Source organism: Marinobacter sp., from assembly GCF_035268745.1.
In the GTDB taxonomy this organism is placed as follows: Bacteria; Pseudomonadota; Gammaproteobacteria; order Pseudomonadales; family Oleiphilaceae; genus Marinobacter.
The window spans coordinates 1-24,292 of record NZ_DATFKH010000222.1 but is presented as its reverse complement, the minus strand read 5'-3'; the positions used below and the strand labels follow the sequence as shown (position 1 = coordinate 24,292).

Sequence of the window (24,292 nt, the reverse complement as noted above, 5' to 3'; positions counted from 1 at the left end):
TCGTTGGTCTTGGTTTCCCGGAGCTTGTCCAGCAGAAACTCAATGGACGCGGTGTCATCTTCCATGGAATGCAACAGCTTGCGCAGAATCCAGACGCGCTGGATGTCCGCCTCGCTCATCAGCAGATCTTCGCGGCGCGTGCCGGAGCTGCGAATGTTCAGGGCCGGATAGACACGCTTCTCGGCAATCTTGCGATCCAGATGAATCTCCATGTTGCCGGTGCCCTTGAATTCTTCGTAGATCACTTCGTCCATCTTGGAACCGGTGTTCACCAGGGATGTCGCCAGAATGGTCAGGCTTCCGCCCTCTTCCACATTGCGGGCGGCACCGAAGAAGCGCTTGGGCTTCTCAAGGGCGTGGGCGTCCACACCACCGGTCAGAACCTTGCCGGATGACGGGATCACAGTGTTGTAGGCACGGGCCAGACGGGTAATGGAATCCAGCAGGATCACCACGTCTTTCTTGTGCTCGACCAGCCGCTTCGCCTTCTCGATGACCATCTCCGCTACCTGAACGTGACGGGCCGGTGGCTCATCAAAGGTGGAGGCTATGACTTCACCACGCACGGTGCGCTGCATCTCGGTGACTTCTTCCGGGCGCTCGTCAATCAGCAGCACCATCACATGGCACTCCGGATTGTTGCGGGTGATCGACTGGGCGATACTCTGCATCAGCAGCGTTTTACCGGCCTTGGGGGGCGATACAATCAGACCACGCTGGCCCTTGCCAATCGGCGATACCAGGTCAAGCACACGGGAAGACAGATCCTCGGTGCTGCCATTACCGGCCTCGAGCATCAGTCGCTCGTCCGGGAACAGGGGCGTCAGGTTCTCAAACAGGATCTTGTTTCTTGCGTTATCCGGCTTGTCGAAGTTGATCTCGCTGACTTTCAGCAGCGCAAAATAACGCTCGCCGTCTTTCGGCGGCCGGATCTTGCCCGCGACGGTGTCGCCAGTGCGAAGATTGAAACGGCGGATCTGGCTCGGAGAGACGTAGATGTCGTCCGGTCCGGCGAGGTAAGACGCATCTGCGGAACGCAGAAAGCCGAAGCCGTCCTGCAGAATTTCCAGTACGCCGTCACCGTATATGTCTTCGCCACTTTTGGCATGCTTCTTCAGGATGGTGAAGATCACATCCTGCTTGCGCGAACGAGCCAGGTTATCAAGGCCCATCTCTTGCGCAATTTCGAGCAATTCGGGCATGGAATTCTGCTTGAGTTCAGTAAGATTCATAGGTTATTAGATTGTCAGGAATGGAAGTAAGCGATAGTTGTTATGACAGGAAGCCCGCGACCATAATGATCGGGTACACGTTTGATCTAGGTGCTGGCCAAATGGAGCAACCGGTGAAGAACAGAATCCGGAAAAGTGCTGGAGCCAGAGACAGGAAGAACAACCGTTCGCCGGGCAGCACTGATCATCGGCCACCTTGAGTACCAATGTCAAGCGCGGCCGTGCATTTTTGATCCGGTTTCCACTTCTGGAGTCTGGATACCGGATCTGCTACCCGATCCCGTCCCTCTGCTGGCCTACTGCCCTTCCATTCACCGGCGCCGATGCGGATACTAGCGGAACGATTTTTTCCGACTTCGGTCCAGACTTTTGAGAACACCCGGGAGAGCCTCATGACCAGCGAAATCACCAGTGAGCTGAAAGCTTTGAATATTGCCCTGTTAACAGTATCTGACACCCGCGGGCCGGCGGAAGATTCGTCAGGGCAGTTCCTGGAAAACAGTATCATCGAAGCGGGCCACCGGCTGGTTTGCCGCCGCATTCTGCCGGACGATGTCTATCTGGTGCGGGCACTCATGTCGGCCTGGATTGCAGACCCGGAGGTGAACGTGGCGATCATCACCGGTGGTACCGGCTTCACTGAGCGCGACAGCACACCGGAAGCCGTTGTGCCATTGCTGGACAAGGCCATCGAGGGATTTGGCGAAGAATTCCGCCGCCTGTCCGCCAGCGAAATCGGCTCATCCACCATTCAGTCGCGGGCGTTCGGGGGGCTGGCCAATCACACCGTCATTTTCTGTCTCCCCGGCTCGACCGGTGCCTGCCGTACCGCCTGGAACGGTATTCTCAGCAGCCAGCTGGACAGCCGCCATGCGCCCTGTAATTTTTCCGGAATAGCCCTGCGCAAACCCGACCTGCCTATCGCCCGGATGAACGACGTCATTGGCGACCGTTCGGAGCGATAATCCATGGTAAATTCAGATCTGATTCCCGTTGATGATGCGATCAACCGCCTGGTCGGACAGGCCCGGCCGGTTTCAGACACAGAAAAGGTCGCGCTGACAGCCAGCCTGGACCGGGTACTGGCGGTCGACTATACGGTTCCGGCGGATGTCCCACCGGCGGACAACAGCGCAGTCGATGGCTATGCCGTCCGCGCCGGGGATCTCGTCAGCGGGACGGTGCTGCCGGTGTCCGGTCGGGTCGCCGCTGGCCAGACCCCCGGCTCCCTTGAGCCAGGCACGGCCATTCGAATTTTTACCGGCGCGGAAATCCCCGCAGGTGCGGACTCGGTAGTCATGCAGGAGTTTGTCACCCTGACCGATAACGGTATTGCTATCGACGCACCTGTCACCAGGGGTCAGAATATCCGGCGTCAGGGTCAGGATCTGGCCCGGGGCGAGCTGGCGCTGGCGAAAGGCACCAGGGTCCGGGCCCAGGAGATGGGACTGCTGGGGTCCATGGGCGTTACCGAGCTTGAAGTATTGGTCAGACTGAAGGTCGCCATTATCACCACTGGTGATGAACTGGTGGACCCCGGAAAGCCATTGGGGCCCGGACAGATATACAACAGCAATCGGTTCACCTTGCTGGGTCTGCTGGCAAAAGCGGGCTGCGAGGTGATGCTGTGCGAGAACCTGGAAGACACCCGCGAAGCGACCCGTCAGACCCTTGAACGGGCAGCGACCGGCGCTGACTTCATCATCACCACCGGCGGCGTGTCAGTCGGCGAGGAAGACCATATCCGCACGGTGTTGGAGGAATCCGGCCAACTGTCGCTTTGGCGCCTTGCCAGCAAGCCCGGGAAACCCCTGGCGTTTGGCACCATGGGCGACACACCGGTTCTGGGCCTGCCCGGCAATCCGGCCGCGGTACTGGTCGCTTTTCTGGTCATCGGAATGCCGTATATCCGCGCCTGTCAGGGCCGGACAGGCACGACCGGAGCTGGCGAACGGGTGCCGGCGGGGTTTTCGACGCACAAGCCCTCGGTCCGGCGTGAGTTTCTTCGCGCCCGCAGGGAAATGAGCGCGGAGGGCCCGGTAATCAACGCTTTCCCCAACCAGAACTCGGGGATACTGAGCTCTGCGTGCTGGGCCGACGGGCTGGCCGTGGTGCCGGAAAACGGGACCATAAGCGCGGGCGATCCGGTCACTTATTATTCATTTGCGGAGCTTCTGGAATAACCATGGCGAGCGACAATATCATTACAGTCAAATTTTTCGCCCGCCTGCGGGAGGAACTGGAAACGGCTTCCCTGGATGTCGAAGCGCAGCCGGGTCTGACCGCTGGCGGCCTGTTGCGGACTCTGGCCGGGAAGGGTGGCCAATGGGCACAACTGGACAGCGCCCAACCGGTGATGATTGCGGTCAATCAGGTGATGACGAAGCCGGAGAAGGAGCTGCAGCCCGGCGATGAAGTGGCCTTTTTCCCGCCGGTAACAGGGGGCTGATGTGATTAGTATCCAGCAAGAGGATTTTGATCCTGCCCGGGAATACCGTGCGCTCCGTGATAACGGCAGCGGCATCGGGGCGATTGCAACTTTTACCGGCCTGGTGCGCGACAGTGGCGACCTGGAGGGTGTGACCGGACTGTTTCTTGAGCACTATCCGGGAATGACCGAGCAGGTTATCCAGGCGCTGCTGAACCAGGCTTCCGAGCGCTGGGATGTGCGGGCAGCCCGGGTCATTCACCGCATAGGGCAATTGTCCCTGGGGGAGCATATTGTGTTTGTGGGAGTCTGCAGTGCTCACCGCGGGGATGCATTTGCCGCCTGTGAATTCATTATGGACGCCCTGAAAACGTCAGCGCCGTTCTGGAAGAAGGAGATTACCGGCGACAGTGAGCACTGGGTCGAGCAGAAGGCTGCTGATCTGGACCGGTCTCAGGGTTGGGAGTAGCCATCCGAAAACGCTTTGCTAGACGGCAAGCAATGCCATCCCCCCTTCCGAAAATGTGCGGAGCCATGGATGGCGGAGCCCAAGCGTACAGGGAAGTATTCAAAGCGTTTTTCGGAAGGGGGGATGGCATTGCTTGCCTGATGTAGAGTTCCTTCGAAGTCTTTCGAACTTTCATGGCAATAATAAACCGCCCATGAGGCCGGGCTCAGGGGCGGCTTTGGCCACGGCCAGCAATCAGAGATTGCTGTCGAGGAAGGCGGCCAGTTGTGATTTGGACAGCGCGCCCACCTTGGTCGCGTCCACATTGCCGTTTTTGAACAGCATCAGCGTGGGGATACCGCGGATATTGAACTTGGGCGGGGTCTGCTCGTTCTCGTCGATGTTGAGTTTGCAGACTTTCAGTTTGCCTTCGTACTCGTCAGCCATTTCTTCAAGAACCGGCGCGATCATTTTACAGGGGCCGCACCATTCAGCCCAGTAGTCCACCAGTACCGGTACGTCTGACTGCAGTACGTCCTGCTCGAAGGATGCGTCGGTTACGTTTACGATATTTCCACTCATTTTAGCTTCCCAGTTTGTGCGCCGACAGGCCGATAACGACCGCTCGCCAGCATTATTGACTCAATTTTCTGACCGGCATTGCCACTGACACGCCGTGATTGAACTCTCACTCTTACCCGTTACTTTACGCGATTGATCCGGTAAATGTGAAGCTAATCAAGGCTGACCTTACTCTCGGATTTCTCTGAGGCCCGGCCGCTTCGGTCATTGCGTTACAGATAATTTGGCTTATAGTTACGGCTAAATTACGCGGCACAAGGAATTCAAGACCAGTGGCAGCCCTATCTTCCGCCGCCCACAAAACTTCCTCTACTGCGCCCGGTTCTTCACCCGAGCTGCTTGCAGCCATCGACATGGGCTCCAACAGTTTTCACATGGTCGTTGCCCGCCTGGTTCATGGTGAAATCCGTACCCTGGAAAAAATGGGTGAAAAGGTTCAGCTGGGCGCCGGCCTGGACAGTCAAAACTGCCTGACTGAAGAGGCCATGCAGCGTGGCCTGGCCTGCCTCGGCCGGTTTGCCCAGCGCCTCTCCGGCATGCCCCTTGAGGCCGTACAGATTGTTGGCACCAATGCGCTCCGGGTTGCCCGCAACGCCAGGCAGTTCATGGCCAGGGCGGAAAGGGTTCTGGGCTACCCGGTGGAAATCATTGCCGGCCGCGAAGAAGCACGCCTGATCTATCTGGGTGTTTCCCACACTCTTTCTGATGACAGCGGCCGCCGTCTGGTGGTGGACATCGGCGGCGGCAGCACCGAATTCATTATCGGTGAGCGCTTTGAACCTCAGGATATGGAGAGCCTGCACATGGGCTGCGTATCCTTTCGCAACCATTACTTTCCCGATGGCAGGATCACCCGCAAACAGATGGTTAACGCCATTACCCATGCCGAACAGGAACTGCTGAACATTCGTCAGCATTTCCGCAAACGCGGCTGGCAAAGTGCGGTTGGCTCTTCCGGTTCGATCAAGGCCATAGCCGGCGCCCTTTCCAGCCTCAAGCTCACGGACGGCACCATTACCATGGATGCCATGAGCAGGTTGCAGAAGCAACTGGTCAGCATGGGCAAAGTCGACAAGTTGGGTGATCTGGGAATCAGGCAGGATCGCCAGAGTATTTTCCCGGCAGGCTTTGCGATTCTCAAAGGCGCCTTCAATTCGCTACAGATTTCTGACATGACCTTTGCCGACGGCGCCCTGCGGGAGGGTCTGCTTTACGACATTGCCGGGCGGATTCAGCATGAAGACGTCCGCGAGCGCACAATACAGGCGCTTCAGGAGCGTTACCGTGTCGACCAGAAACATGGCAGTGCCGTGGAGCAAACGGCCATAGCCGCCTGGAACCAGGTCGCTGACGCCTGGAATATCAATACCCACGGTGACGAGGATGTGTTGCGATGGGGCTGCCGCCTGCACGAGATTGGCCTTACCATCTCCCACAGCCAGTACCACAAGCATGGCGCCTACCTGCTCAACTATTCCGATCTTCCCGGTTTCAGCCAGCAGTTCCAGCGCGAACTGGCAACCCTTGTGCGCGGGCACCGGCGCAAATTCTCCTCGGCCGTTTTTGAGGGTGTGGAGTCAGGCGATCTGCCACGTTTGCGCTATCTGTGCATTCTGGTCAGGCTTGCGGTGCTGTTGCAGCACCCGCGAAATCATGAGGTCCCGCCGGACTTTTCCCTGTCAGCGACCGACAACAGCCTGACAATCACCTTTCCCAGAGGCTGGCTGGATGATCGCCCCCTGACCATGGCGGATCTGGAAAACGAGAGGGAATACCTGGCAAAACAGGATTTCGAACTGAATGTGGTCGCCTGAGGCAACAGTCAGCGTTCAGGCCTGGGCGCCAGACTCTGATTCCAGATTCTCCAGCGTCTCGCTGATTTCCAGCCACTGAGCCTCTACCTCAGCCAGCCGGTTCCTGGCATTACCCTGCTCCGCGAGCCTGGCTTGCAGTCGGTCACGGCCCTGATCGCTGTATAGCTCCGGATCTGACAGCTCTTTTTCCAGGGTCACCAGCCGGGACTGGAGCTGGTCCATTTCTTTCTCGAGCGAGTCCAGCTGTTTGCGATAGGGACTTATCTTCTGCCGCAGGGCGGCTTCCGCGCGTTTGCGGGCCTTGCGATCATCGGCGTTTTCACCGGCCCCCACCGCTGGCCCGGACGCAATAGAGGACTCGCCGGTCACCCGTTTCGGCGCTTCGGTGTCATCTTTCCGGCGGTCTGCCAGCCAACGCTCATAGTCTTCCAGGTCACCCTCATACTCAACAATGTGCCCGTCATTTACCAGCCAGAACTCATCAACCGTGTTGCGTAACAGGTGCCGGTCGTGAGAGACCACGACAATCGCACCGTCGAAATTCTGCAGCGCCATGGTCAACGCCTGGCGCATTTCCAGATCCAGGTGGTTGGTAGGCTCGTCCAGCAGCAACAGATTGGGTTTCTGCCAGGCAATGACCGCCAGCGCCACTCTTGCCTTCTCGCCGCCGGAGAAGGAACGGATCGGGCTCAGGGCGCCATCGCCGTGAAAATCGAAGCCGCCGAGAAAGTTGCGGATTTTCTGCTCCGAGGCCTTTGGTGTAAGTCGCTGCAGATGCAGAAAAGGACTGGCATTCAGATCCAGGGATTCCAGCTGATGCTGGGCGAAGTAACCAATGGCCAGGTGCTCACCACAGGTGCGCTCGCCAGCCATCAGTGTGTCCTTTCCTCTGAGCGCATCCATCAGGGTCGATTTACCCGCTCCATTAGGGCCCAGAAGACCAATCCGGCTGCCGGGCAGCAGCGTCAGGTTGACCGGGTTCAGGATGGTGGTATCGCCGTGACCCGCCCGACCGTTGCGTATCGACAGCAAAGGGTTGGATACCTTGTCAGCCACCGGAAACTCAAAACTGAAAGGCGAATCGATATGGGCCGGCGCAATGCGCTCCATGCGTTCAAGGGCCTTGATCCTGCTCTGGGCCTGGCGGGCCTTGGTGGCCTGATAACGGAAACGGTCGACGAAGCGCTGGATTTCAGCCGCGCGCGCCTGCTGCTTCTCAAACATAGCCTGCTGCTGGGCCATGCGTTCGGCTCTCTGCTTTTCGAACGCCGAATAGTTACCGGCATAGAGCATCAGGTTACGCTGCTCGAAATGCACCACGTGGGACGCCACCTGATCCATGAAATCCCGGTCATGGGAGATAAAAAGCAGGGTGCCAGGGTAGCGACGCAACCAGTTTTCAAGCCACAGACAGGCATCCAGGTCCAGGTGGTTGGTAGGCTCGTCCAGAAGCAGAAGATCGGAGGGCCGCATCAGCGCCTGGGCAAGATTCAGACGTATCCGCCAGCCCCCGGAAAACGCCGAAACCGGTCGGTCGGCATCGCTATCGGTAAAACCCAGACCCCGTATCAGGGCTTCCGCTCGCCGGGCAGCTGACCAGGCTTCATGCACATCGAGCTCACCGTGAATGCGCGCAATCTCGTGGTCATCAGCCCTGGATTCAGCTTTTGCCAGCTCGGCCTCAAGCCGGCGCAGATCAAGATCACCATCCAGCACGAAATCCCGGGCGCTGCGGCTGGAAGCTTTCACTTCCTGCGCCATATGGGCAATGCGGCAGCCGCCGGGCAGGGATACACTTCCCTGTTCCGGAGCAAGGCGGCCCAGCAACAACTGAAACAGGCTGGTTTTCCCTGCCCCATTGGCGCCGACTATGGCCACGCGCTGGCCAGGCTGGATGGTAAGGTTGACAGATTCTAGCAACCAGACACCACCCCGTTGTAAACTGAGATCGGATATCGTTAGCATGGCGTAATGTTATCAGGGAATCGATTCGTTGGGATCGCTTGCCCGGAAGTAAAAAAGTGCAACCCAGACCGCCCGGACATTCATAGGTGAGAGCGTGTCCAGTGAAATAAGTGTACCAGTGGACCTCTGCCTTGACGGGCCTTTGTGGCAGTTTGCCGGGCAACTGTGGTCTCGCCCGGCCGCGCAGGAAGCCGCCCTATCGTTGCAGCAGCGGGGCTGGAGCGTAACCGATATTTTCTGCGCTCTGTGGCTGGCGTCACAGGGTCGACGATTTACCGGCTATGGCAACGGGCAGGTAACGCTATGGCGAACCCGGGTGACCGAGGCCTTGAGAAATGCCCGTAAAACCATCAGTAAGGGTAATGCGGCAACCGATAAGGCCCGGGGCTGCATCGCCCATAGCGAACTGGAGGCGGAAAAAGTCGAACTTGCTCTGGCCCACAGTGCCCTGACCCGACACTCTGCTCCCGGGGGGCCCGCCGCTCAGCGGAACGCCGCGCCCCACCAGAGCTATGGGACCACAGTAAAAACATTCGCGCTGGAGAATCTTCAGGCGGCCGCACCGGAGAAGGCCATGGACAACGAAACCGGCAGACTGCTGGAATGCCTGATCGGAGAATTACAGTGTCTCCCGGAAGAAGCGAGCCAGTCATGCTGATGAAATGGCTGACCCGGCTGGCCTTCCCGGCGCTGGGTTTACTGGTCGCGCTGATCTTTTTCGGCCTGAATGACCCGGCAACTGCCCCATCAAAGGGTGACAGCGCTGCAGCGCCCGAGGAAATCCCCGCGTTCGAAGGCCTGGTGCCTTCACCCATCCCTACCGAAGGGCCGGAAATCGTGTTCAAGTGGCAGGACACCCATGGCAGTTGGCATTATGCCGATTCGCCCCCTGAAACCGGGCGCTGGAACGCCCTGGCCATCGAACGGGCGGACAAGGCAACCCGGACAGATCCCGGTGCCGACCCGGCAAATGACTGGCAATCACCGTACAACGCGCCCTTTTCCCTGGGTGCCGACCCGGCAAACAATGGCAGTTGATGTCCGGAACAGATTCAGCGACATCCAGGCTCAATCATCATCAAACTCAATCGCAACATAGGAAGAAGCAATGAAAAAGAACATTATCGCATTAACCGTAGCAGGCGCGCTGGCAGGTGGTTCACTGTCGCTGGCGGCAGCGGAGAACCCGGATATTGAAACCATGGACCAGAAGGTCAGCTACGGCGTGGGACTGATCATGGGAGAGAGAATGATCAACGATGTGCCGGACCTGCAGATGGAGCAGTTTCTGCAAGGTTTCCGGCACGGTCACGCCGGCGACGAAGACCAGAAGCGGATGTCCCGCGAAGAAGTCCAGCGGGCCATGATGGAATACCAGGCCCAGATGCAGGAGCAGGCAGGCGCGCAACAGCAGGAACTGGCCCAGAAGAACCTCGAGGCTGGCCAGCAATTCCTGGCTGAAAACGCTGAACGGGAGGGTGTGCAAACCACCGAATCCGGGCTTCAATACGAAATCATTGAAGAAGGTGATGGCGATACACCGTCCGCCGAGGACCGGGTCAGGGTTCACTACACCGGCGAGCTGATTTCAGGACAGGTGTTTGACAGCTCCCGCGAGCGCGGGGAACCGGTTACATTCGGGCTGAACCAGGTCATTCCGGGCTGGACCGAGGGTTTACAGCTGATGCCGGAAGGCAGTCGTGCCAAGCTCTACATTCCTGCCGACCTGGCTTACGGACCCGGCGGCAACCAGCGTATCGGACCCAACGAAACGCTGGTATTTGACGTGGAACTGCTGAAGATCAATCCCGGGTCGTAAAGCCCGGACTGCACTCCGGTCCCCGGCTGCCAGACGGTTGCCGGGGACCAGATTCACGCTGAGGACATGACCTTTCCAGCATGGACATTGTGCAGGTGCTCGATCAGAAAGTCTTCCATTTCGAAGCGGCTTTCCAGCGTTTCGCCAAGTGCCGACAAGCGCTGAAACAGATCCCGTGCTTTCTCTTCGGTCATCGACGGGTCGCTGAGCTGATCGTTGAAATCCAGCGCGATTTCCGTGGTCCTCTGGATGCGAGGGTACACTTTGGCCGCCAACTCAAGCCCACCGTCGTTGAATTCGCGGGCTTCCTGGGTTAACTGCTCGTATATTTCGAAATGCCCGGCCGATACGTAATCCACCAGCACCTCACACAACCGGATAAATTTCTGTCTCAGCGCCTCTGTCTGGGCAAAATCCCGGGCGCCTGAAAGATCGCAGTAGTGAACAAGCAACTCCTGTCTTTCCCTTAGCCAACGATCAATTAACTCATTTACTCCACCCCACCGCTCGCTGGCATTCTGGCAATTCTCCAACATGACACGCTCTCCAATCACCGTTTCTGATTATGATTTTTTATTATTCAGCCGAACTTCAAGTTACCCCAAGGCCATGATCCGCCGCAACCGTTTCATCCACTGATCCAGCCTGAGCGTTTTGGCGTGCGGAACATCAGCACCAGGCCAACAATGATCACCATAACAAAAAACACCGAGGTCCAGCCCGGTATACTCAGACCCAGGAATTGCCAGCTCACTACCGCGCAATCACCGGTTCCCCTTAAAGCCGTGGTCAATACTTCCATCCACGGCAGCGCCTCCAGCATATATTCCACAGAGGGGCCACAGGCGGGCACCTGGTCCGCCGGCAGGCTCTGCAGCCACAACTGCCGCCCCGCCACCGCCAGGCCGGCGCCGGAACCGACCACCATCAGAAAACCGTAAATCCGCGTGCCGACATCGCCCGGCCCATGGAGTGCAGCCAGCAGACTGACCAGTCCTGCCGCCATAAAACCAAAGCGCTGGAGCCAGCACAGCGGGCAGGGTTCAAGACCCATGACGTATTGCATATAGAAGGCAACGCCCAACAGGCCTGCACACAGCACAAAAACCAGGAAAAATACCAGTCTGGAACTCAAGGGACCCCCTCAGGTCGGGATACAGGCTGCAAGCGAGCGTTGAGCCTGCTATTCTCAGTTTAACTGTAATTGGCGACGGCTGAACTACTTAACCGCAAACCCGAACGAACTTCAAGCCTATGATTTCCGACCTGAAACGATTTTTGCTAATTCTTGCCCTGGTGATGCCACTGGCCCAGTTTGGCTTTGCCCAGGAAGCAGCCAGCGAAGAAGCCCAGGCAGAACAACAGGACGAAACAGAAGAAGCCGGGGTGACCGATTACGTACCCATGGATCCAGCTTTTGTCACCCACATCGGCGAACCCGGTCCGACTCTGGTTTATCTGAAGGCGGCGGTCACGCTCAGAACTTCCAGAGCCAGTACGCGCGAAGCGCTGGAAGCCCATATGCCGAGGCTCCGCCATGAACTGGTGATGCTTTTCGGGGAGCAGACAGACGTCAAGGCACTGGCGGGTAACGCCGGTCAGAGTGATCTGAGAGCTGCCGCCAAGCAGAGAATCAATCAGGTGCTGGAAGAACAGCAGACCGGCGAGGAGATTGCCGATGTGCTGTTTACCGAATTCGTCGTGCAACGTTGAGCCAGTGCCGTGTTGAAGCGTCTCTGGCGATCCGGTCCGCTCAGCTTCTGAGATACTGCTCAAGGAACTCGGAAAAGGGCTGACAATCCGCTTGCTCCATAGCCGCCTGCTCAGTCGTGGACTCCGAGCTCATGCGTTCAAAATCCGCAAGAACCTGATCCGAAAGGCCCTCAGCCTGTAACCTCTCCTGGTGCTGGCGAGCCATTTCCAGACCCCATTCCCGATGCCCTGCGCCCCGGGCTCGCATATCGGCGAGCACTTTTGCCGAGGGCACCTGCAGTGGGTCAGCCAGTTTCCCGCGCTGGGCCTTGAGGGCCTGGCGATAGGCGTCCCCGCCAGTGAGAGCATCAAGCTGCTCTGCCAGTGGTTCAAGGCCATCCATAAGAGCGCTGCCGGCTGCGCCGGCGCTGACCCGCTCGCCTGACTGACAGAGCGTCAGTTGCGGGTCCCGCCCCCGCGCCACTACGTCCTGATAGTTGTCGTCCAGGCGATCGCACTCGGAATCATCAATGCGCGGGCTTTCGGTCAACAGGCAGTCCAGCAGGAACAGGTCCAGAAAATCAATCTGGTTCCGGTTCACACCAATGGGCGAGAAAGGATCAAGATCCAGGCAGCGAACCTCGATGTATTCCACGCCACGGCTTTCCAGTGCCTGGATAGGTTTTTCTTCCCGTTCGGTGGTGCGCTTGGGACGCACCGCACTGTAATACTCGTTTTCGATCTGCAGCACGCTGGTATTGATCTGTATGAACTGATCACCACGGCGGGTACCGATAGCTTCGTATTCGGGCCAGGGAGTATGAATCGCCCGCGCCAGAGTCCGGGTGTAGGTCTCGAGCTCGTTGAAGCAGATATTCACCGACGACTGGGCATTGTTGTGGTAACCAAGATCGCCCATGCGCAGGGATGTCGCGTCCGGGCCATACCAGGTGTCGTCGCTGAAACGGCTCAGGTCGTGATTGACGCCTTTGACAAAACTGGCATCCAGCGCCGGGGAGGCGCCAAACAGCAGCATCAGCAGCCAGCTGCGGCGACGGAAATTACGGATCAGCCAGAAATACTGGTCCGACTTGAAATCTTTCAGGCTCTGTTGACTTCCCAGCCGCTCATGCCAGAGCTTCCAGAACTCCTCCGGCAGTGACAGGTTGTAGTGGGCACCGGCGATACTCTGCATCATCCGGCCGTAGCGCACCGCCAGGCCCTGCCGGTAAACATGCTTCAGGTAGCCAATATTGGATGTGCCATATTCGGCAATGGGGATGCTGGCATCACCGTCAAGCTCGCAGGGCATGCTGGCAGACCAGAACAGTTCCTCGCCCAGGTTCATCTGCACGAAGCGGTGAATATCCCGGAGCGACGCCAGCATCTCGGTGGTGGTGTCGCACACCGGGGTGATCAGTTCCAGCAGGGACTCGGAATAGTCCGTGGTGATCCGCGGGTGGGTCAACGCAGAGCCAAGTGCTTGCGGATGCGGTGTCTGGGCAATAAACCCGTTCCGGTCGACTCTCAGTCCTTCCTTCTCTACACCCTTCCTGAACCCGGTCCACTCACTGGCCGAGAACTGGCGAAACAGATGATGGCGGGATTGCCCCATGAATCACTCCTGCGTAGATAAAGCCGGTCGGAACGGCGTTATCAGTCTGATGTTTGGAAACGGCCGCTAGCGGCCATCCTTGCGGGCTGACGCCAGTGCCTGTGCCAGAGCACCCGCCATCGCGCCCTTCTGGTCAGCCTTTGCGCCGGCTTTCTGGCCGCCCTTGTGACCCGTCCCGGAGGATTTATCCGCTGACTCACGCCGCTGGTTATTCGCTGCAGGGCGCTTTCCGGACTTCTCGCCCGGCTGGTCATCCATACGCATGGAAAGGGCAATCCGCTTTCTGGGGATGTCCACCTCCATAACCTTGACCTTCACGATATCACCGGCTTTGACCACCTCGCGAGGGTCTTTTATAAAGCTATTCGAAAGCGCAGAGATATGCACAAGACCATCCTGGTGAACGCCAACATCCACAAACGCTCCGAAGTTGGTGACGTTGGTGACAGAGCCTTCAAGCACCATCCCGGGCTTCAGATCGCCAAGTGTCTCGATACCCTCTTCGAAGCTGGCAGAGCGAAATTCCGGCCGCGGATCACGCCCCGGCTTTTCAAGCTCGGAAAGGATGTCCCTGATGGTGGGCAAACCGAACTTTTCGGTGACGAAATCCTGCGGGTTCAGCGCGCGGAGAAAGGCCACGTCGCCAACAAGGCCTTCCACTTTACGGTTGTTGCTGGCGGCAATCGCTTCCACCACACCATAGGCTTCCGGGTGCACCGAGGACCGGTCCAGCGGGTTATCGCTGCTGGCAATTCTCAGAAAACCGGCCGCCTGCTCGAAGGTGCGCTCACCAAGGCGGGCCACCTTCAGTAACTGCCTGCGGTTGTGGAACATGCCGTGCTGGCTTCGAAAATCCACAATGTTTGATGCAATGGTCGGGCTCAACCCGGCTACACGGGACAACAGCGGCACTGACGCCGTATTGAGATCCACTCCTACCCCGTTTACACAATCTTCGACCACGGCGTCGAGGCTGCGGGATAACCGGACCTGTGAAACGTCGTGCTGATACTGGCCGACGCCAATAGACTTGGGCTCGATCTTGACCATTTCCGCCAGCGGGTCCTGCAAACGCCGGGCAATGGAGACGGCGCCTCTTATGGTCACATCCAGGTCCGGCAGCTCGCGGGAGGCAAATTCAGAAGCCGAATAGATCGATGCGCCGGATTCACTCACCACAATACGGGCCAGTTTCAGATCCGGATAACGCCGGCACAGGTCAGCTACCAGTTTTTCCGTCTCGCGGGAGGCGGTGCCGTTGCCAATGGCGACCAGCTCAATGGTGTATTCACGACACCATTTCGCCAGTTGTTCAATAGCCTGATCCCACTGGTTTCGGGGGGCATGGGGAAAGATACTGCCATGACCCGCGACCTGGCCGGTGCTGTCGATAATCGCCACCTTGACGCCGGTACGGAGCCCCGGGTCGAGGCCGATGGTTGCTCTTGGCCCAGCCGGCGCCAGCAACAACAGATCTTTCAGGTTGGCCGCGAACACGTTGATTGCTTCGGTTTCGGCGGCTTCTCGCACCTGAGCCATCAGGTCGGTCTCGATCTGGGTTGAGAGCTTCACCCGCCAGGTCCAGCGCACCACTTCTGACAGCCAGCGATCGGCAGCACGACCCTGGTCACGAATATTCCAGCGGGCGGCGATTCTGTGCTCTGCCGGATGGGGCTGGCGCCGGTCGTCATCGGAATCACCCACCGTCAGCGTGTAACTCAGGACGCCTTCATTGCGACCGCGCAGAATGGCCAGTGCCCGGTGCGACGGCACTTTTTTCAGCGGTTCAACATGGTCAAAATAATCACGGAACTTGGCTCCCCCCGTTTCCTGATCTTCAACCACAGTCACCTTGAGCTGAGCCTGCTGCCAGATAAAGCTCCGTAATTCCCCCAGCAGTTCCGCATCCTCGGCAAAACGCTCCATCAGGATGGCGCGAGCACCTTCAAGCGCGGCTCTGGTGTCGGCAATACCGGCGTCTTCGTTAAGGTAACCCCGGGCGGTCTGCTCCGGGTCCTGGGTGGGGTCGTCGTAGAGCGTATCGGCCAGAGGTTCAAGGCCTGCTTCCCGGGCAATCTGGGCCTTGGTCCGGCGCCTGGGCTTGTAGGGGAGGTAGAGGTCTTCCAGCCGGTTTTTGGTATCGGCCTCATTGATGCTGGAGCGCAGCTCATCGGTCAGCTTGCCCTGCTCCTCAATGCTGTTAAGGATGGTCGACCGGCGGGCTTCCAGATCACGAAGGTAACGCAGCCGGTCTTCCAGGTTTCGCAGCTGGCTGTCGTCCAGTGAACCTGTCACTTCTTTGCGGTAGCGAGCGATAAACGGCACCGTTGCGCCTTCATCCAGCATCCCCACAGTTGCGGTAACCTGCTCTTCATTAACCTCCAGTTCGTCGGCAATACGCCTGGTAATGCTGTTCATACCACCCCTTTCGATGCGTTTATTCAGAGCGCAAAGGTACAGCGGCTTATAGCTGCAGGCAAGCGGCCTGGTTCCGGTTGTCAAGGAATTCCACCAGCGCCTCCCAGGGCATCGGGCGGGCATAATAAAAACCCTGGATCTCATCACATTGCTGCTGGCGCAGAAACTCGAGCTGGCCTTCGGTTTCCACTCCTTCCGCGACCACACTGATCTGCAGGCTGTGGGCGAGGCTGATAATGGCGCGAATAATGTGCTCGGCGTCTGCTGAGTGCCCCAGGCCGTGGACAAAGGATTTATCAATCTTCACCTGCGAAATGGGCAGATGCTGCAGATTGCTGAGGGAGGAGAACCCGGTACCGAAATCATCCAGTGCGAAGCTGATACCCAGCTGGTTCAGTTCCTGCAAACACAGCTGGGCATATTCCGGATCGTGCATCATGGCACTTTCGGTCAGTTCCAGCTCCAGCAGACTGGTGTCGATATTGGCATTGAAGATGATGCGAAAAATGGTCTCGGTCATCTTGCGGTCGTGGAACTGCCGGAAAGAAAGATTCACCGCAAACACCAGTTGCGGGTATCCCAGCTCACGGGATTCCTGCAATCGCTTACAGGCCTGTTCAATTACCCAGTAACCCATAGGGACGATCAGACCGCTGCGTTCCGCCACCGGGATGAATTCGTCCGGGCCTACCAGCCCACGCTCCGGATGCTTCCAGCGCAACAGGCACTCAACTCCCCGTACCTCCTCAGTGGCCAGATCAATCCGGGGCTGATAGAAGACTTCCAGCTCATTGCCCCTGAGCGCATTACGCAGGTCGGCCTCCAGGCGCAACTGATGACCGGCGGTAATGTGGAGTTCCCGGTCGTAATAGCGGTAGCTGGTGCCGGGGTCCCGCTTGGCTTCAAACATGGCATGATTTGCCCGGCGAAGAAGATTCTCCGGGCTGTCCCCTGCCTCAGGATAAGTGGCAACACCCAGGCTGGCACTGACCACAATGGCCCGGCCGTCGAGTTGCACAGGTTCGCCAAGCGCCGCGACAATCTTGCGTACTATCTGCGCCAGATTGGGGCCATCATCAGCCCTCTCGATAATGATGCCAAACTCATCGCCGCCGATACGCATCAGCGAATCCGCCCGTCGCAACTGGGCGCGCAGGCGTTTCGCCAGCGCCAGCAACAGTTGATCGCTTTGACGGTAACCAAAGGATTCATTAAAACTACGGAAGTCATCAAGATTGATATGCAGCAGCGTCAGGCGCCGGGACGCTTTTTTGGCGCGGGTCAATGCGTTCTGAAGACGGTCAAAAAACAGATCCCGGTTGATAAAACCGCTGACAAGATCCCGCCCGGGCCGGCCTTGCGCAGATTCCCGCAGTTGCTGCCGGTACCAGAGGCAACGCGCCGCTCGACGAAGCGCCCGGTGGTCCAGAAACCGGCGGCTCAGATAGTCAGCAGCGCCACTGTTACAGAGCTCTGTGGCGCGCTCATCAGAAGCCTCGGCACTCAGTGCCAGAATCGGCGTTTCGTCACCGGAAGCCATAAGGTAACGTATGAACCCGGACTCACACCCGCCGTGGAACACACAGTCCCACAGGATCACATCAAAGCGGGTGTTGCGGATCAGATCGTCGCAGTCAACCAGGTCGGAACACCAGGTTAAATCGGCGCTCATTTCGGCGTCGCCCGACAAAAGCGACGCCAGCCACAAAAAATCGGCATATTCGGGGGTCAGCACAAGTATTTCTACCTGGCTGGTATTTGCCTCAGTGGGTACCAGAGTCATCAGCAAGTGCCCTGCTGTTCAGAAGCCGTCCAATCCTTTTCTGGCACAATCATAGCTTATAAATCAGAAAGGTACACGCAAGGAACCGGAAGACTATCAAATGGCTACAGGTAAGAAAGTACAGCGGGCTGCACTGGTGTAGAATAGCTCCTCCTGTTATTACCCCGGAATCTGCTACTGGCGCCCTATTGTGGATAAACTCAACCCCCGACAAAGCGAAGCGGTACGCTACTCTGACGGCCCCATGCTGGTGCTGGCAGGCGCAGGAAGCGGCAAGACCAGCGTAATCACCCGCAAGATCGCCTACCTGATTGAACAACTGGGCATTCCCGGCCGCCACATTGCAGCGGTCACCTTTACCAACAAGGCAGCGCGGGAGATGAAAGAGCGGGTCAGCCGCCTGGTGGACCGAAAGCTCACCCGCGGACTGATCGTGTCCACCTTTCATAACCTCGGCCTGAACATTATTCGCGAAGAGCACACCCGCCTGGGTTACCACCCCGGCTTTTCGATTTTTGATGCTGACGATGCCAGAGCGCTGCTGCAGGATCTGATGATGCGGGAAGCCAGCGCTGATGCCGGCGACGAGCTGGCCGACGTGCAGATGACCATATCCTCCTGGAAAAACGCCATGCACAGCCCGGCGGATGCCTGGAGCCGGGCCGCCGATGAGCGCGAGCAGCGCATCGCCATCATATACCGCCATTATGCCGACTATCTGAAAGCCTATAACGCGGTGGATTTTGACGATCTGATACTGCTGCCGGTGCAGCTGTTCCGCAGCAATCCGGAGGTGCTGGCCAAATGGCGCCGCAAAATCCGCTACACGCTGGTGGACGAATACCAGGACACCAACCTGTGCCAGTACGAACTGGTGAAGCTTCTGGTAGCCGAGCGTGCCGCGTTTACCGTGGTGGGCGACGATGATCAGTCCATTTACGCCTGGCGTGGCGCGCGACCGGAAAATCTCGCGCAGCTCAAACAGGACTTCCCGAGCCTGAAAATTGTCAAGCTGGAGCAGAACTACCGCTCTACCGTGCGCATTCTTCGCTGCGCCAATACCGTGATTGCCAACAATCCGCACCTGTTCGATAAGGCGCTATGGAGTGAGCACACCACCGGTGACGAGCTGAGAATCGTGCGCTGCCGTAACGAGGATGCCGAAGCGGAACGGATTGCCACCGAAATCATCGATACAAAGCTGAAAAGGGGTCTCAGATTTCTGGATTTCGCCGTGCTCTATCGGGGTAACCACCAGTCCCGCCTGCTGGAAATGAAGTTGCAGGCCTACCAGGTGCCCTATCGCATCTCCGGCGGCCAGTCGTTTTTCTCAAAGAATGAAATCAAGGACGCCATGGGCTATCTGCGGCTGATGATGAACCCGGGCGACGATGCGGCATTTTTACGGGTAGTGAACGTACCGCGCCGGGAAATCGGACCACGCACACTGGAGCAACTGAGCCACTACGCCCGCTCCCGCAATATCAGCCTGTTCAGGGCGGTTGGTGACATGGGCGCTGAAACTCACGTTACCGGGAAGGGACTGGACCGGCTGCGCCGTTTTGCCCACTGGGTTGATAACACCTGTGAACGATTGCGCAGCGAAAATCCGGTGTCGGTTATAAAACAGTTGTTCACCGACATCGAGTATGAGGAATGGCTGCACCTTCACTCCGGCTCAGCCAAACAAGCCGGGAAGCGCATGGAGAACATCTGGTACCTGGTGGAATCCATCCAGCGCATGCTCGAGGAGGGTAAAGGCACCGCTGATGAAATCGGCATTGAGGATGCCATCTCCCGTCTGATTCTGCGGGACATGATGGAGCAGCGTGAGGAAGAGGACGACAGCGACAAGATCCAGCTGATGACCCTTCATGCCTCCAAGGGCCTGGAATTCCCCCATGTCTTCATTATGGGTCTTGAAGAAGAGATTCTTCCCCACCGGTCCAGCATAGAAGAGGGCAACATAGAGGAAGAACGCCGGCTGATTTACGTGGGCATTACCCGGGCCCGGGAAACCCTGACGCTCACTTACGCCGCACAGCGCAAACAGTATGGCGAAAAACTGGAAACCATTCCCAGCCGTTTCCTGGATGAGTTACCCGGGGACGATCTTCGCTGGGAAGGGACGGGCGACCTGGACCTGGAGGCCAATCAGAAGAAAGGCAAGGCCACCCTGAGTGCCTTATTGGGTGACCTTGGCAACTGACGGAGTGTTCCGTTACTGGCTGTCCTCAACCATCAGCTCGACCGCAAGTCTGATTTCCTCATCAGAACAGCTTGCGCAGCCGCCTTTGGCCGGCATGGCATTGAAGCCGTTGATTGCATGGTCCACAAGAGTGTCCATGCCCTTATCGATGCGTGAACTCCAGGCATCAGCATCACCTTTCTTGGGCGCACCGGCAGCCCCGGTATCATGGCATGCAGCACAGGCGGAGCTGTATACTTCACTGGCTGAGCGCGGGCCGGAACTGGCAGTCTCGGCAGGCGCGGCGGATTCACCACAATCCTCACCCTGGACACAGACATCTCCAACCGGGGCGATCCGGGAACGAATTTCATCTTCAACGCTTGCCATTACGGGACCTGTCGCCAGGCCGAAGCCAAGCAGTAGGACAGCCAGGGCTCTTTTCATCATCGCAGACCACCTTAATATTGGGTGTTATAAAAATTATCCAAAGCATTATAGCGATTGCGGCCCGGCAAAAAAACCAAATGCCAAAATGGAACGAAAATAGGGATACCATGTGACGGCTTCGGCAGATGCCGCGAACCCATTTCAGGGATTAAACACTATGTCCGATCAGAGTGCACCTCAGTCCTGGCGAAAACCCCTGCTGATGGTGGAATTTTCCGCCCTGGCAATCTTGCTGGCCTCCATGGGCTGGTTTTCCAGCCGATCGCAGGAAGCCGATCCGCTGCACCCGGCCTGGCTGCTGGTTCCGGCCATTGCGAGTTTGCTGGTTTTCATCAGCTTCATCGGCCTGATGTATCTGCGCTGGGTTGTAGCAGCCGCTGCCGAACGCAGGAGTCGTCATAAAATTGTGTTTTCACTACTGGTGATCACACTTCTTGGCGTCTGGGCGTTCGGCATTGCCAATACCTGGACAAGCCTCTCTGCTGGTCAGGGGTGACCCAAGTGTTCCATGTTCTGCTCGTACTTCTGACCCTGGCGCCGGCGACCCTGCTGGCCCAGAAATCGCCCCTGTCAGCGCCGGCAGAAAATCTGGATGACTGCACGCTGATTGACAGCAGCAATGCAAGGCTCGCCTGCTATGACGACCTCGCGACATCATCCGGCACCAGAACAGAAAGCACAGATCAGGAGGAAGTGGATTCCGGGGTGACCTCCTCTCTGGTTGAGCAGTACATGGCGACGGAGCAGGCCATTTTTTCCTTTTCCGGCAGTTTTGTTGGCCACCGCCCGATGTACATCCTTCCTTTCAGCTATCTGAAAAATGCCAACCGTGAACCCGTCAGTCCCAGAACCGGCGTTTCGACTTATGACTACAAGCTGGACAACCAGGAAGCCAAGTACCAGATCAGTTTCAAGGTTCCCCTGCTGACCGGCCTGCTGGAAAACCGTACAACGCTCTGGTTCGGGTATACCCAGAGATCTTTCTGGCAGCTCTACAACACCGATGATTCGGCGCCCTTTCGCGAGACCAATTTCGAACCCGAGATCTTTCTTCGTCACGCTCTCGGCCTTGACCTTGGTCCGGTCACACTGAGTGGTCTCGCCCTGGGCCTAAACCATGAGTCCAACGGTCAGTCGGAACCGCGCTCCCGTAGCTGGAACCGGATCATGGGCACGACCGCTTTCAGCTATAATCGCTGGCTGTTTATTGTCCAGCCCTGGTACCGTTTACCCGAGTCAGCCAGCGAGGACGACAACGCCGATATCGAGCGTTACCTGGGCCATGCCAATTATCGTGCGATCTATCGCTGGACGGAAGACCGCACCCTTTCGCTGAAGCTGAACAATAATCTTCGTTCTGATAACAGGACTTCAGTTGAGCTTGGTTACAGCTTTCCGATAGGGGGTTCGGTCAAGGGTTTTGTTCAGTATTTCAACGGCTATGGTGAGAGTCTGATTGATTACAATCAACGGGTTCAGAGGATTGGCATCGGGATTATGTTGAATGACTGGCTTTGATTCCCTGGTGCCACCCCGCGCCGCCCCATAGCTATCAGTCAGCCTTCCTTATTCAACCGGTCCATTTCAGCCAGCAACTCTTCTGTTTTCGCTCTCATCAGCGGAATATCCGCCCGTGATTCCACGTTCAGGCGAACAACAGGTTCGGTGTTGGACATCCGCAGGTTGAATCGCCACTCATCAAACTCAATGCTCACGCCGTCGACGTGGGACACCTGTTTTGCGTCCGCGCCGTATTTCGCCTCAATGGCGGCGATCACTTTGGGTGGGTCGGCGATAGTGCGGTTGATTTCGCCACTGGCCGGATAGGCTTCGATGCGGGCATCAATGAGGGAAGACAGGGTCTGGCCGGACTGGCACAGGCGTTCTGCAATCAGCAGCCACGGGATCATGCCGCTGTCGCAGTAGGCGAAATCACGAAAGTAGTGGTGGGCGCTCATTTCCCCGCCATAAACGGCGTCTTCATCGCGCATGCGTTGTTTGATGAACGCGTGCCCGGTTTTGCTTTCGATGGCTTCGCCACCCGCCTGCGCTACCAGATCCAGGGTGTTCCAGGTCAGGCGCGGATCATGGATGACCTTGCCACCGCCGGTTTTGCGCAGAAACTGGTCTGCCAGCAGGCCAACAATGTAATAGCCTTCGATAAACCGCCCGTTTTCGTCGAAGAAGAAGCAGCGGTCGAAATCGCCATCCCAGGCAATGCCCATGACCGCACCGTGTTCGGTCACTGCTTCAACAGTGGCTTCGCGGTTTTCTTCCAGGATGGGGTTGGGCACGCCGTTAGGAAAATTGCCATCGGGTTCATGGTGCACCTTCACGAAATCGAAAGGAAGATGCTGCTCCAGCTCGTCAATCACCAGACCGGCGCCACCGTTGCCGGCATTGACTACAATTGTCCGGGGGTAAAGCGACAATGGGTCCACATATCCCAACAGATGATCGATGTAGGCGGTGGTAGCCTCGAGGGGCTCATAAACCCCCGGTTTCCCGGCATCCGTAAAAGGCTCAAGGACACGGTCGCGGATTTCGTTCAGGCCGTTGTCCGAACTGATGGGCCGGGAGTCGGGGCCGACCATTTTCATGCCGTTATGGTCTTTCGGGTTGTGGCTGGCGGTGACCATGATGCCACCATCCATCCGGTAATGGCTGGTGGCAAAATAGACTTGCTCGGTGCCGCAGAGCCCGATATCAAAAACATCGGCGCCAGCGGACATCAGGCCGGAGCTCAGCGCATCTGCAATCTCGGGACTGGACAGGCGGATGTCGTATCCGACGATCACGCGCCTGGCGCCGGTGATTTCCACATAGGCCCGGCCGATCAGTTCGGCCAGGGCCGGATTCAGTTGGTCAGGTACTCGTCCGCGAAGATCGTAAGCTTTAAAACAGGACAGATCCATTGTCACCTTGACTTACTCCGCTGACGAAGACTGGAGCTGGATGTAATTCTGGATACCCATCTGACTGATCATTTCCATCTGGGTTTCCAGCCAGTCAATGTGTTCTTCTTCGCTGTCGAGAATATGACGGAACAACTCCCGGCTGGTGTAATCGTTGACCTGCTCACAATAGATAATCGCTTCTTTCAGGTCCTTGTGAGCAATCATTTCCAGCTTGAGGTCGCAGGAAATCATTTCTTCGACGTTCTCGCCAATCAACAGCTTGTTAAGATCCTGCAGGTTCGGCAGCCCCTCAAGAAACAGAATCCGCTCGATCAGCATATCGGCATGCTTCATCTCGTCGATGGACTCTTCGTATTCTTTCTCGGCAAGTTTGGATATACCCCAGTCCTTGTACATTCGCGAATGCAAGAAATACTGGTTGATTGCAGTCAGCTCGTTACCGAGGACTTTGTTGAGAAACTGGATAACTTTCTTGTCGCCTTTCATTGCGAATCTCCGTGTCAGGATTTATTCCTCACAAGAATAGCGGTTTCGGCGAGCAGAAAAAATATCAAATGGGAAGAGAATCAAACAGAGCGCGCGGCACAGCGGAAAATGTCAGGCTGGCTGGGCCAGCATATTCGCCATCGCCAGGTAATCAGGCCTGCGAGCCTCCCGCAGAATCTGACGGGCCGTGCAGGCGCAGCGGCCACACTGGGAGCCAACTCCGAGCTCTTTGCCAAGCTGGCGCATGGAATTGACACCGCTATCAGCGGCTTCACGGATCTCGCGGTCGGTTATCCCATGGCAGAGGCAGACGTACATGATGTGGGCCCTTGTCTGATTGAAAGCTACTGAGAATTATTGCCATTTACAATCAGTATTGCAAGTACCCAGCCACATTTTCTGCAAATTAATGTTTACGGCAGCTATCCGGGCTTTGATTTACACTGTCGTCGGT

24 protein-coding genes are annotated in these 24,292 nt (G+C 57.5%); 12 read left to right on the top strand and 12 right to left on the bottom strand.

Annotated elements, in window-relative coordinates; translation table 11 throughout:
- The coding region (rho, locus tag VJ956_RS14600; protein WP_324085772.1) for a transcription termination factor Rho at positions 1 to 1,232 on the bottom strand (1,232 nt) is incomplete at its 3' end.
- A gap of 392 nt (positions 1,233 to 1,624) precedes the next feature.
- On the opposite strand from rho, the gene moaB reads away from it, so the two are divergent.
- The 4 genes from moaB to VJ956_RS14580 are packed head-to-tail and all read left to right on the top strand — an operon-like array spanning position 1,625 to position 4,129.
- Positions 1,625 to 2,197: a molybdenum cofactor biosynthesis protein B gene (gene moaB, locus VJ956_RS14595; RefSeq protein WP_324085771.1), complete on the top strand. Its 573-nt coding sequence runs from the start codon at positions 1,625 to 1,627 to the stop codon at positions 2,195 to 2,197.
- A gap of 3 nt (positions 2,198 to 2,200) precedes the next feature.
- Positions 2,201 to 3,415, top strand: a complete 1,215-nt coding sequence (gene glp, locus VJ956_RS14590) for a gephyrin-like molybdotransferase Glp (RefSeq protein WP_324085770.1) — start codon at positions 2,201 to 2,203, stop codon at positions 3,413 to 3,415.
- Positions 3,416 to 3,417: 2 nt separating this feature from the next.
- Entirely contained in the window at positions 3,418 to 3,681 is a 264-nt protein-coding gene (moaD, locus tag VJ956_RS14585; protein ID WP_324085769.1) for a molybdopterin converting factor subunit 1, read from the top strand.
- 1 nt (position 3,682) lies between these two features.
- Entirely contained in the window at positions 3,683 to 4,129 is a 447-nt protein-coding gene (locus tag VJ956_RS14580) for a molybdenum cofactor biosynthesis protein MoaE (RefSeq protein WP_324085768.1), read from the top strand.
- Positions 4,130 to 4,363: 234 nt separating this feature from the next.
- On the opposite strand, the gene trxA is transcribed toward VJ956_RS14580, so the two are convergent.
- Positions 4,364 to 4,690: a thioredoxin TrxA gene (trxA, locus tag VJ956_RS14575; RefSeq protein ID WP_324085767.1), complete on the bottom strand. Its 327-nt coding sequence runs from the start codon at positions 4,688 to 4,690 to the stop codon at positions 4,364 to 4,366.
- A 272-nt stretch (positions 4,691 to 4,962) separates the two neighbouring features.
- Here trxA and ppx point away from each other — a divergent pair, with 272 nt between their 5' ends.
- Complete coding sequence (gene ppx, locus VJ956_RS14570) at positions 4,963 to 6,504, top strand: exopolyphosphatase (RefSeq protein ID WP_324085766.1); 1,542 nt, start codon at positions 4,963 to 4,965, stop codon at positions 6,502 to 6,504.
- A gap of 15 nt (positions 6,505 to 6,519) precedes the next feature.
- On the opposite strand, the gene VJ956_RS14565 is transcribed toward ppx, so the two are convergent.
- The gene (locus VJ956_RS14565; protein ID WP_324085765.1) at positions 6,520 to 8,469 is read right to left on the bottom strand and encodes an ATP-binding cassette domain-containing protein; all 1,950 of its coding nucleotides are present in this window, start codon (positions 8,467 to 8,469) and stop codon (positions 6,520 to 6,522) included.
- A 94-nt stretch (positions 8,470 to 8,563) separates the two neighbouring features.
- Here VJ956_RS14565 and VJ956_RS14560 point away from each other — a divergent pair, with 94 nt between their 5' ends.
- From VJ956_RS14560 to VJ956_RS14550, 3 genes are all read left to right on the top strand, one after another.
- Entirely contained in the window at positions 8,564 to 9,127 is a 564-nt protein-coding gene (locus tag VJ956_RS14560; RefSeq protein WP_324085764.1) for a DUF2390 domain-containing protein, read from the top strand.
- Positions 9,121 to 9,507 carry a DUF4124 domain-containing protein gene (locus VJ956_RS14555; protein ID WP_324085763.1) on the top strand — a complete coding sequence of 129 codons (387 nt, stop codon included), beginning with the start codon at positions 9,121 to 9,123 and terminating at the stop codon, positions 9,505 to 9,507. Before VJ956_RS14560 ends, VJ956_RS14555 begins: the two co-directional genes overlap by 7 nt.
- 70 nt (positions 9,508 to 9,577) lie before the next feature.
- Positions 9,578 to 10,288, top strand: a complete 711-nt coding sequence (locus tag VJ956_RS14550) for an FKBP-type peptidyl-prolyl cis-trans isomerase (protein WP_324085762.1) — start codon at positions 9,578 to 9,580, stop codon at positions 10,286 to 10,288.
- Positions 10,289 to 10,341: 53 nt separating this feature from the next.
- Here the strand turns inward: VJ956_RS14550 and rsd are convergent, their stop codons facing one another.
- Complete coding sequence (gene rsd, locus VJ956_RS14545; RefSeq protein ID WP_324085761.1) at positions 10,342 to 10,824, bottom strand: sigma D regulator; 483 nt, start codon at positions 10,822 to 10,824, stop codon at positions 10,342 to 10,344.
- A 92-nt stretch (positions 10,825 to 10,916) separates the two neighbouring features.
- Positions 10,917 to 11,423, bottom strand: coding sequence for a disulfide bond formation protein B (locus VJ956_RS14540; RefSeq protein ID WP_324085760.1), 507 nt, complete (start codon positions 11,421 to 11,423; stop codon positions 10,917 to 10,919).
- 119 nt (positions 11,424 to 11,542) lie between these two features.
- Between VJ956_RS14540 and VJ956_RS14535 the strand changes: the two genes are divergently transcribed.
- On the top strand, positions 11,543 to 12,001 hold the full coding sequence (locus VJ956_RS14535; protein ID WP_324085759.1) for a flagellar basal body-associated FliL family protein: 459 nt from the start codon (positions 11,543 to 11,545) through the stop codon (positions 11,999 to 12,001).
- Positions 12,002 to 12,041: 40 nt separating this feature from the next.
- On the opposite strand, the gene gshA is transcribed toward VJ956_RS14535, so the two are convergent.
- The 3 genes from gshA to VJ956_RS14520 form a co-directional block, all read right to left on the bottom strand.
- The gene (gene gshA, locus VJ956_RS14530) at positions 12,042 to 13,595 is read right to left on the bottom strand and encodes a glutamate--cysteine ligase (RefSeq protein WP_324085758.1); all 1,554 of its coding nucleotides are present in this window, start codon (positions 13,593 to 13,595) and stop codon (positions 12,042 to 12,044) included.
- Between the two features lie 66 nt (positions 13,596 to 13,661).
- On the bottom strand, positions 13,662 to 16,013 hold the full coding sequence (locus VJ956_RS14525; protein WP_324085757.1) for a Tex family protein: 2,352 nt from the start codon (positions 16,011 to 16,013) through the stop codon (positions 13,662 to 13,664).
- A 46-nt stretch (positions 16,014 to 16,059) separates the two neighbouring features.
- Entirely contained in the window at positions 16,060 to 17,796 is a 1,737-nt protein-coding gene (locus VJ956_RS14520) for a GGDEF domain-containing response regulator (RefSeq protein ID WP_324085756.1), read from the bottom strand.
- 190 nt (positions 17,797 to 17,986) lie between these two features.
- On the opposite strand from VJ956_RS14520, the gene rep reads away from it, so the two are divergent.
- Complete coding sequence (gene rep / locus VJ956_RS14515) at positions 17,987 to 20,005, top strand: DNA helicase Rep (protein ID WP_324085755.1); 2,019 nt, start codon at positions 17,987 to 17,989, stop codon at positions 20,003 to 20,005.
- 12 nt (positions 20,006 to 20,017) lie between these two features.
- Here the strand turns inward: rep and VJ956_RS14510 are convergent, their stop codons facing one another.
- Entirely contained in the window at positions 20,018 to 20,431 is a 414-nt protein-coding gene (locus VJ956_RS14510; RefSeq protein WP_324085774.1) for a c-type cytochrome, read from the bottom strand.
- A 160-nt stretch (positions 20,432 to 20,591) separates the two neighbouring features.
- On the opposite strand from VJ956_RS14510, the gene VJ956_RS14505 reads away from it, so the two are divergent.
- Together VJ956_RS14505 and VJ956_RS14500 are read left to right on the top strand one after the other, a co-directional pair.
- A complete protein-coding gene (locus VJ956_RS14505; protein ID WP_324085754.1) occupies positions 20,592 to 20,930 on the top strand; it encodes a hypothetical protein in 339 nt (112 codons plus the stop codon).
- 5 nt (positions 20,931 to 20,935) lie between these two features.
- Positions 20,936 to 21,952 (top strand): phospholipase A, encoded by a 1,017-nt coding sequence (locus VJ956_RS14500; RefSeq protein ID WP_324085753.1) that lies wholly within the window; start codon positions 20,936 to 20,938, stop codon positions 21,950 to 21,952.
- Between the two features lie 38 nt (positions 21,953 to 21,990).
- Here VJ956_RS14500 and VJ956_RS14495 read toward each other — a convergent pair whose 3' ends face one another.
- The 3 genes from VJ956_RS14495 to VJ956_RS14485 all read right to left on the bottom strand — a co-directional run bounded on the left by VJ956_RS14495 (position 21,991) and on the right by VJ956_RS14485 (position 24,156).
- Entirely contained in the window at positions 21,991 to 23,349 is a 1,359-nt protein-coding gene (locus VJ956_RS14495; protein ID WP_324085773.1) for a phosphomannomutase, read from the bottom strand.
- A gap of 12 nt (positions 23,350 to 23,361) precedes the next feature.
- The gene (gene bfr / locus VJ956_RS14490) at positions 23,362 to 23,838 is read right to left on the bottom strand and encodes a bacterioferritin (RefSeq protein ID WP_324085752.1); all 477 of its coding nucleotides are present in this window, start codon (positions 23,836 to 23,838) and stop codon (positions 23,362 to 23,364) included.
- A 111-nt stretch (positions 23,839 to 23,949) separates the two neighbouring features.
- On the bottom strand, positions 23,950 to 24,156 hold the full coding sequence (locus tag VJ956_RS14485; protein WP_324085751.1) for a bacterioferritin-associated ferredoxin: 207 nt from the start codon (positions 24,154 to 24,156) through the stop codon (positions 23,950 to 23,952).
- Positions 24,157 to 24,292: the final 136 nt, after the last annotated feature.

What these genes read in the sequence shown, in the direction of transcription:
- VJ956_RS14495 (WP_324085773.1), bottom strand. Translation starts at nt 23,349, where the DNA reads ATGGATCTGTCCTGTTTTAAAGCTTACGATCTTCGCGGACGAGTACCT.
- rsd (WP_324085761.1), bottom strand. Translation starts at nt 10,824, where the DNA reads ATGTTGGAGAATTGCCAGAATGCCAGCGAGCGGTGGGGTGGAGTAAAT.
- VJ956_RS14550 (WP_324085762.1), top strand. Translation starts at nt 9,578, where the DNA reads ATGAAAAAGAACATTATCGCATTAACCGTAGCAGGCGCGCTGGCAGGT.
- VJ956_RS14565 (WP_324085765.1), bottom strand. Translation starts at nt 8,469, where the DNA reads ATGCTAACGATATCCGATCTCAGTTTACAACGGGGTGGTGTCTGGTTG.
- moaB (WP_324085771.1), top strand. Translation starts at nt 1,625, where the DNA reads ATGACCAGCGAAATCACCAGTGAGCTGAAAGCTTTGAATATTGCCCTG.
- moaD (WP_324085769.1), top strand. Translation starts at nt 3,418, where the DNA reads ATGGCGAGCGACAATATCATTACAGTCAAATTTTTCGCCCGCCTGCGG.
- gshA (WP_324085758.1), bottom strand. Translation starts at nt 13,595, where the DNA reads ATGGGGCAATCCCGCCATCATCTGTTTCGCCAGTTCTCGGCCAGTGAG.
- VJ956_RS14485 (WP_324085751.1), bottom strand. Translation starts at nt 24,156, where the DNA reads ATGTACGTCTGCCTCTGCCATGGGATAACCGACCGCGAGATCCGTGAA.
- VJ956_RS14555 (WP_324085763.1), top strand. Translation starts at nt 9,121, where the DNA reads ATGCTGATGAAATGGCTGACCCGGCTGGCCTTCCCGGCGCTGGGTTTA.
- VJ956_RS14510 (WP_324085774.1), bottom strand. Translation starts at nt 20,431, where the DNA reads ATGAAAAGAGCCCTGGCTGTCCTACTGCTTGGCTTCGGCCTGGCGACA.
- trxA (WP_324085767.1), bottom strand. Translation starts at nt 4,690, where the DNA reads ATGAGTGGAAATATCGTAAACGTAACCGACGCATCCTTCGAGCAGGAC.
- VJ956_RS14505 (WP_324085754.1), top strand. Translation starts at nt 20,592, where the DNA reads ATGTCCGATCAGAGTGCACCTCAGTCCTGGCGAAAACCCCTGCTGATG.
- VJ956_RS14535 (WP_324085759.1), top strand. Translation starts at nt 11,543, where the DNA reads ATGATTTCCGACCTGAAACGATTTTTGCTAATTCTTGCCCTGGTGATG.
- bfr (WP_324085752.1), bottom strand. Translation starts at nt 23,838, where the DNA reads ATGAAAGGCGACAAGAAAGTTATCCAGTTTCTCAACAAAGTCCTCGGT.
- VJ956_RS14525 (WP_324085757.1), bottom strand. Translation starts at nt 16,013, where the DNA reads ATGAACAGCATTACCAGGCGTATTGCCGACGAACTGGAGGTTAATGAA.
- glp (WP_324085770.1), top strand. Translation starts at nt 2,201, where the DNA reads ATGGTAAATTCAGATCTGATTCCCGTTGATGATGCGATCAACCGCCTG.
- VJ956_RS14520 (WP_324085756.1), bottom strand. Translation starts at nt 17,796, where the DNA reads ATGACTCTGGTACCCACTGAGGCAAATACCAGCCAGGTAGAAATACTT.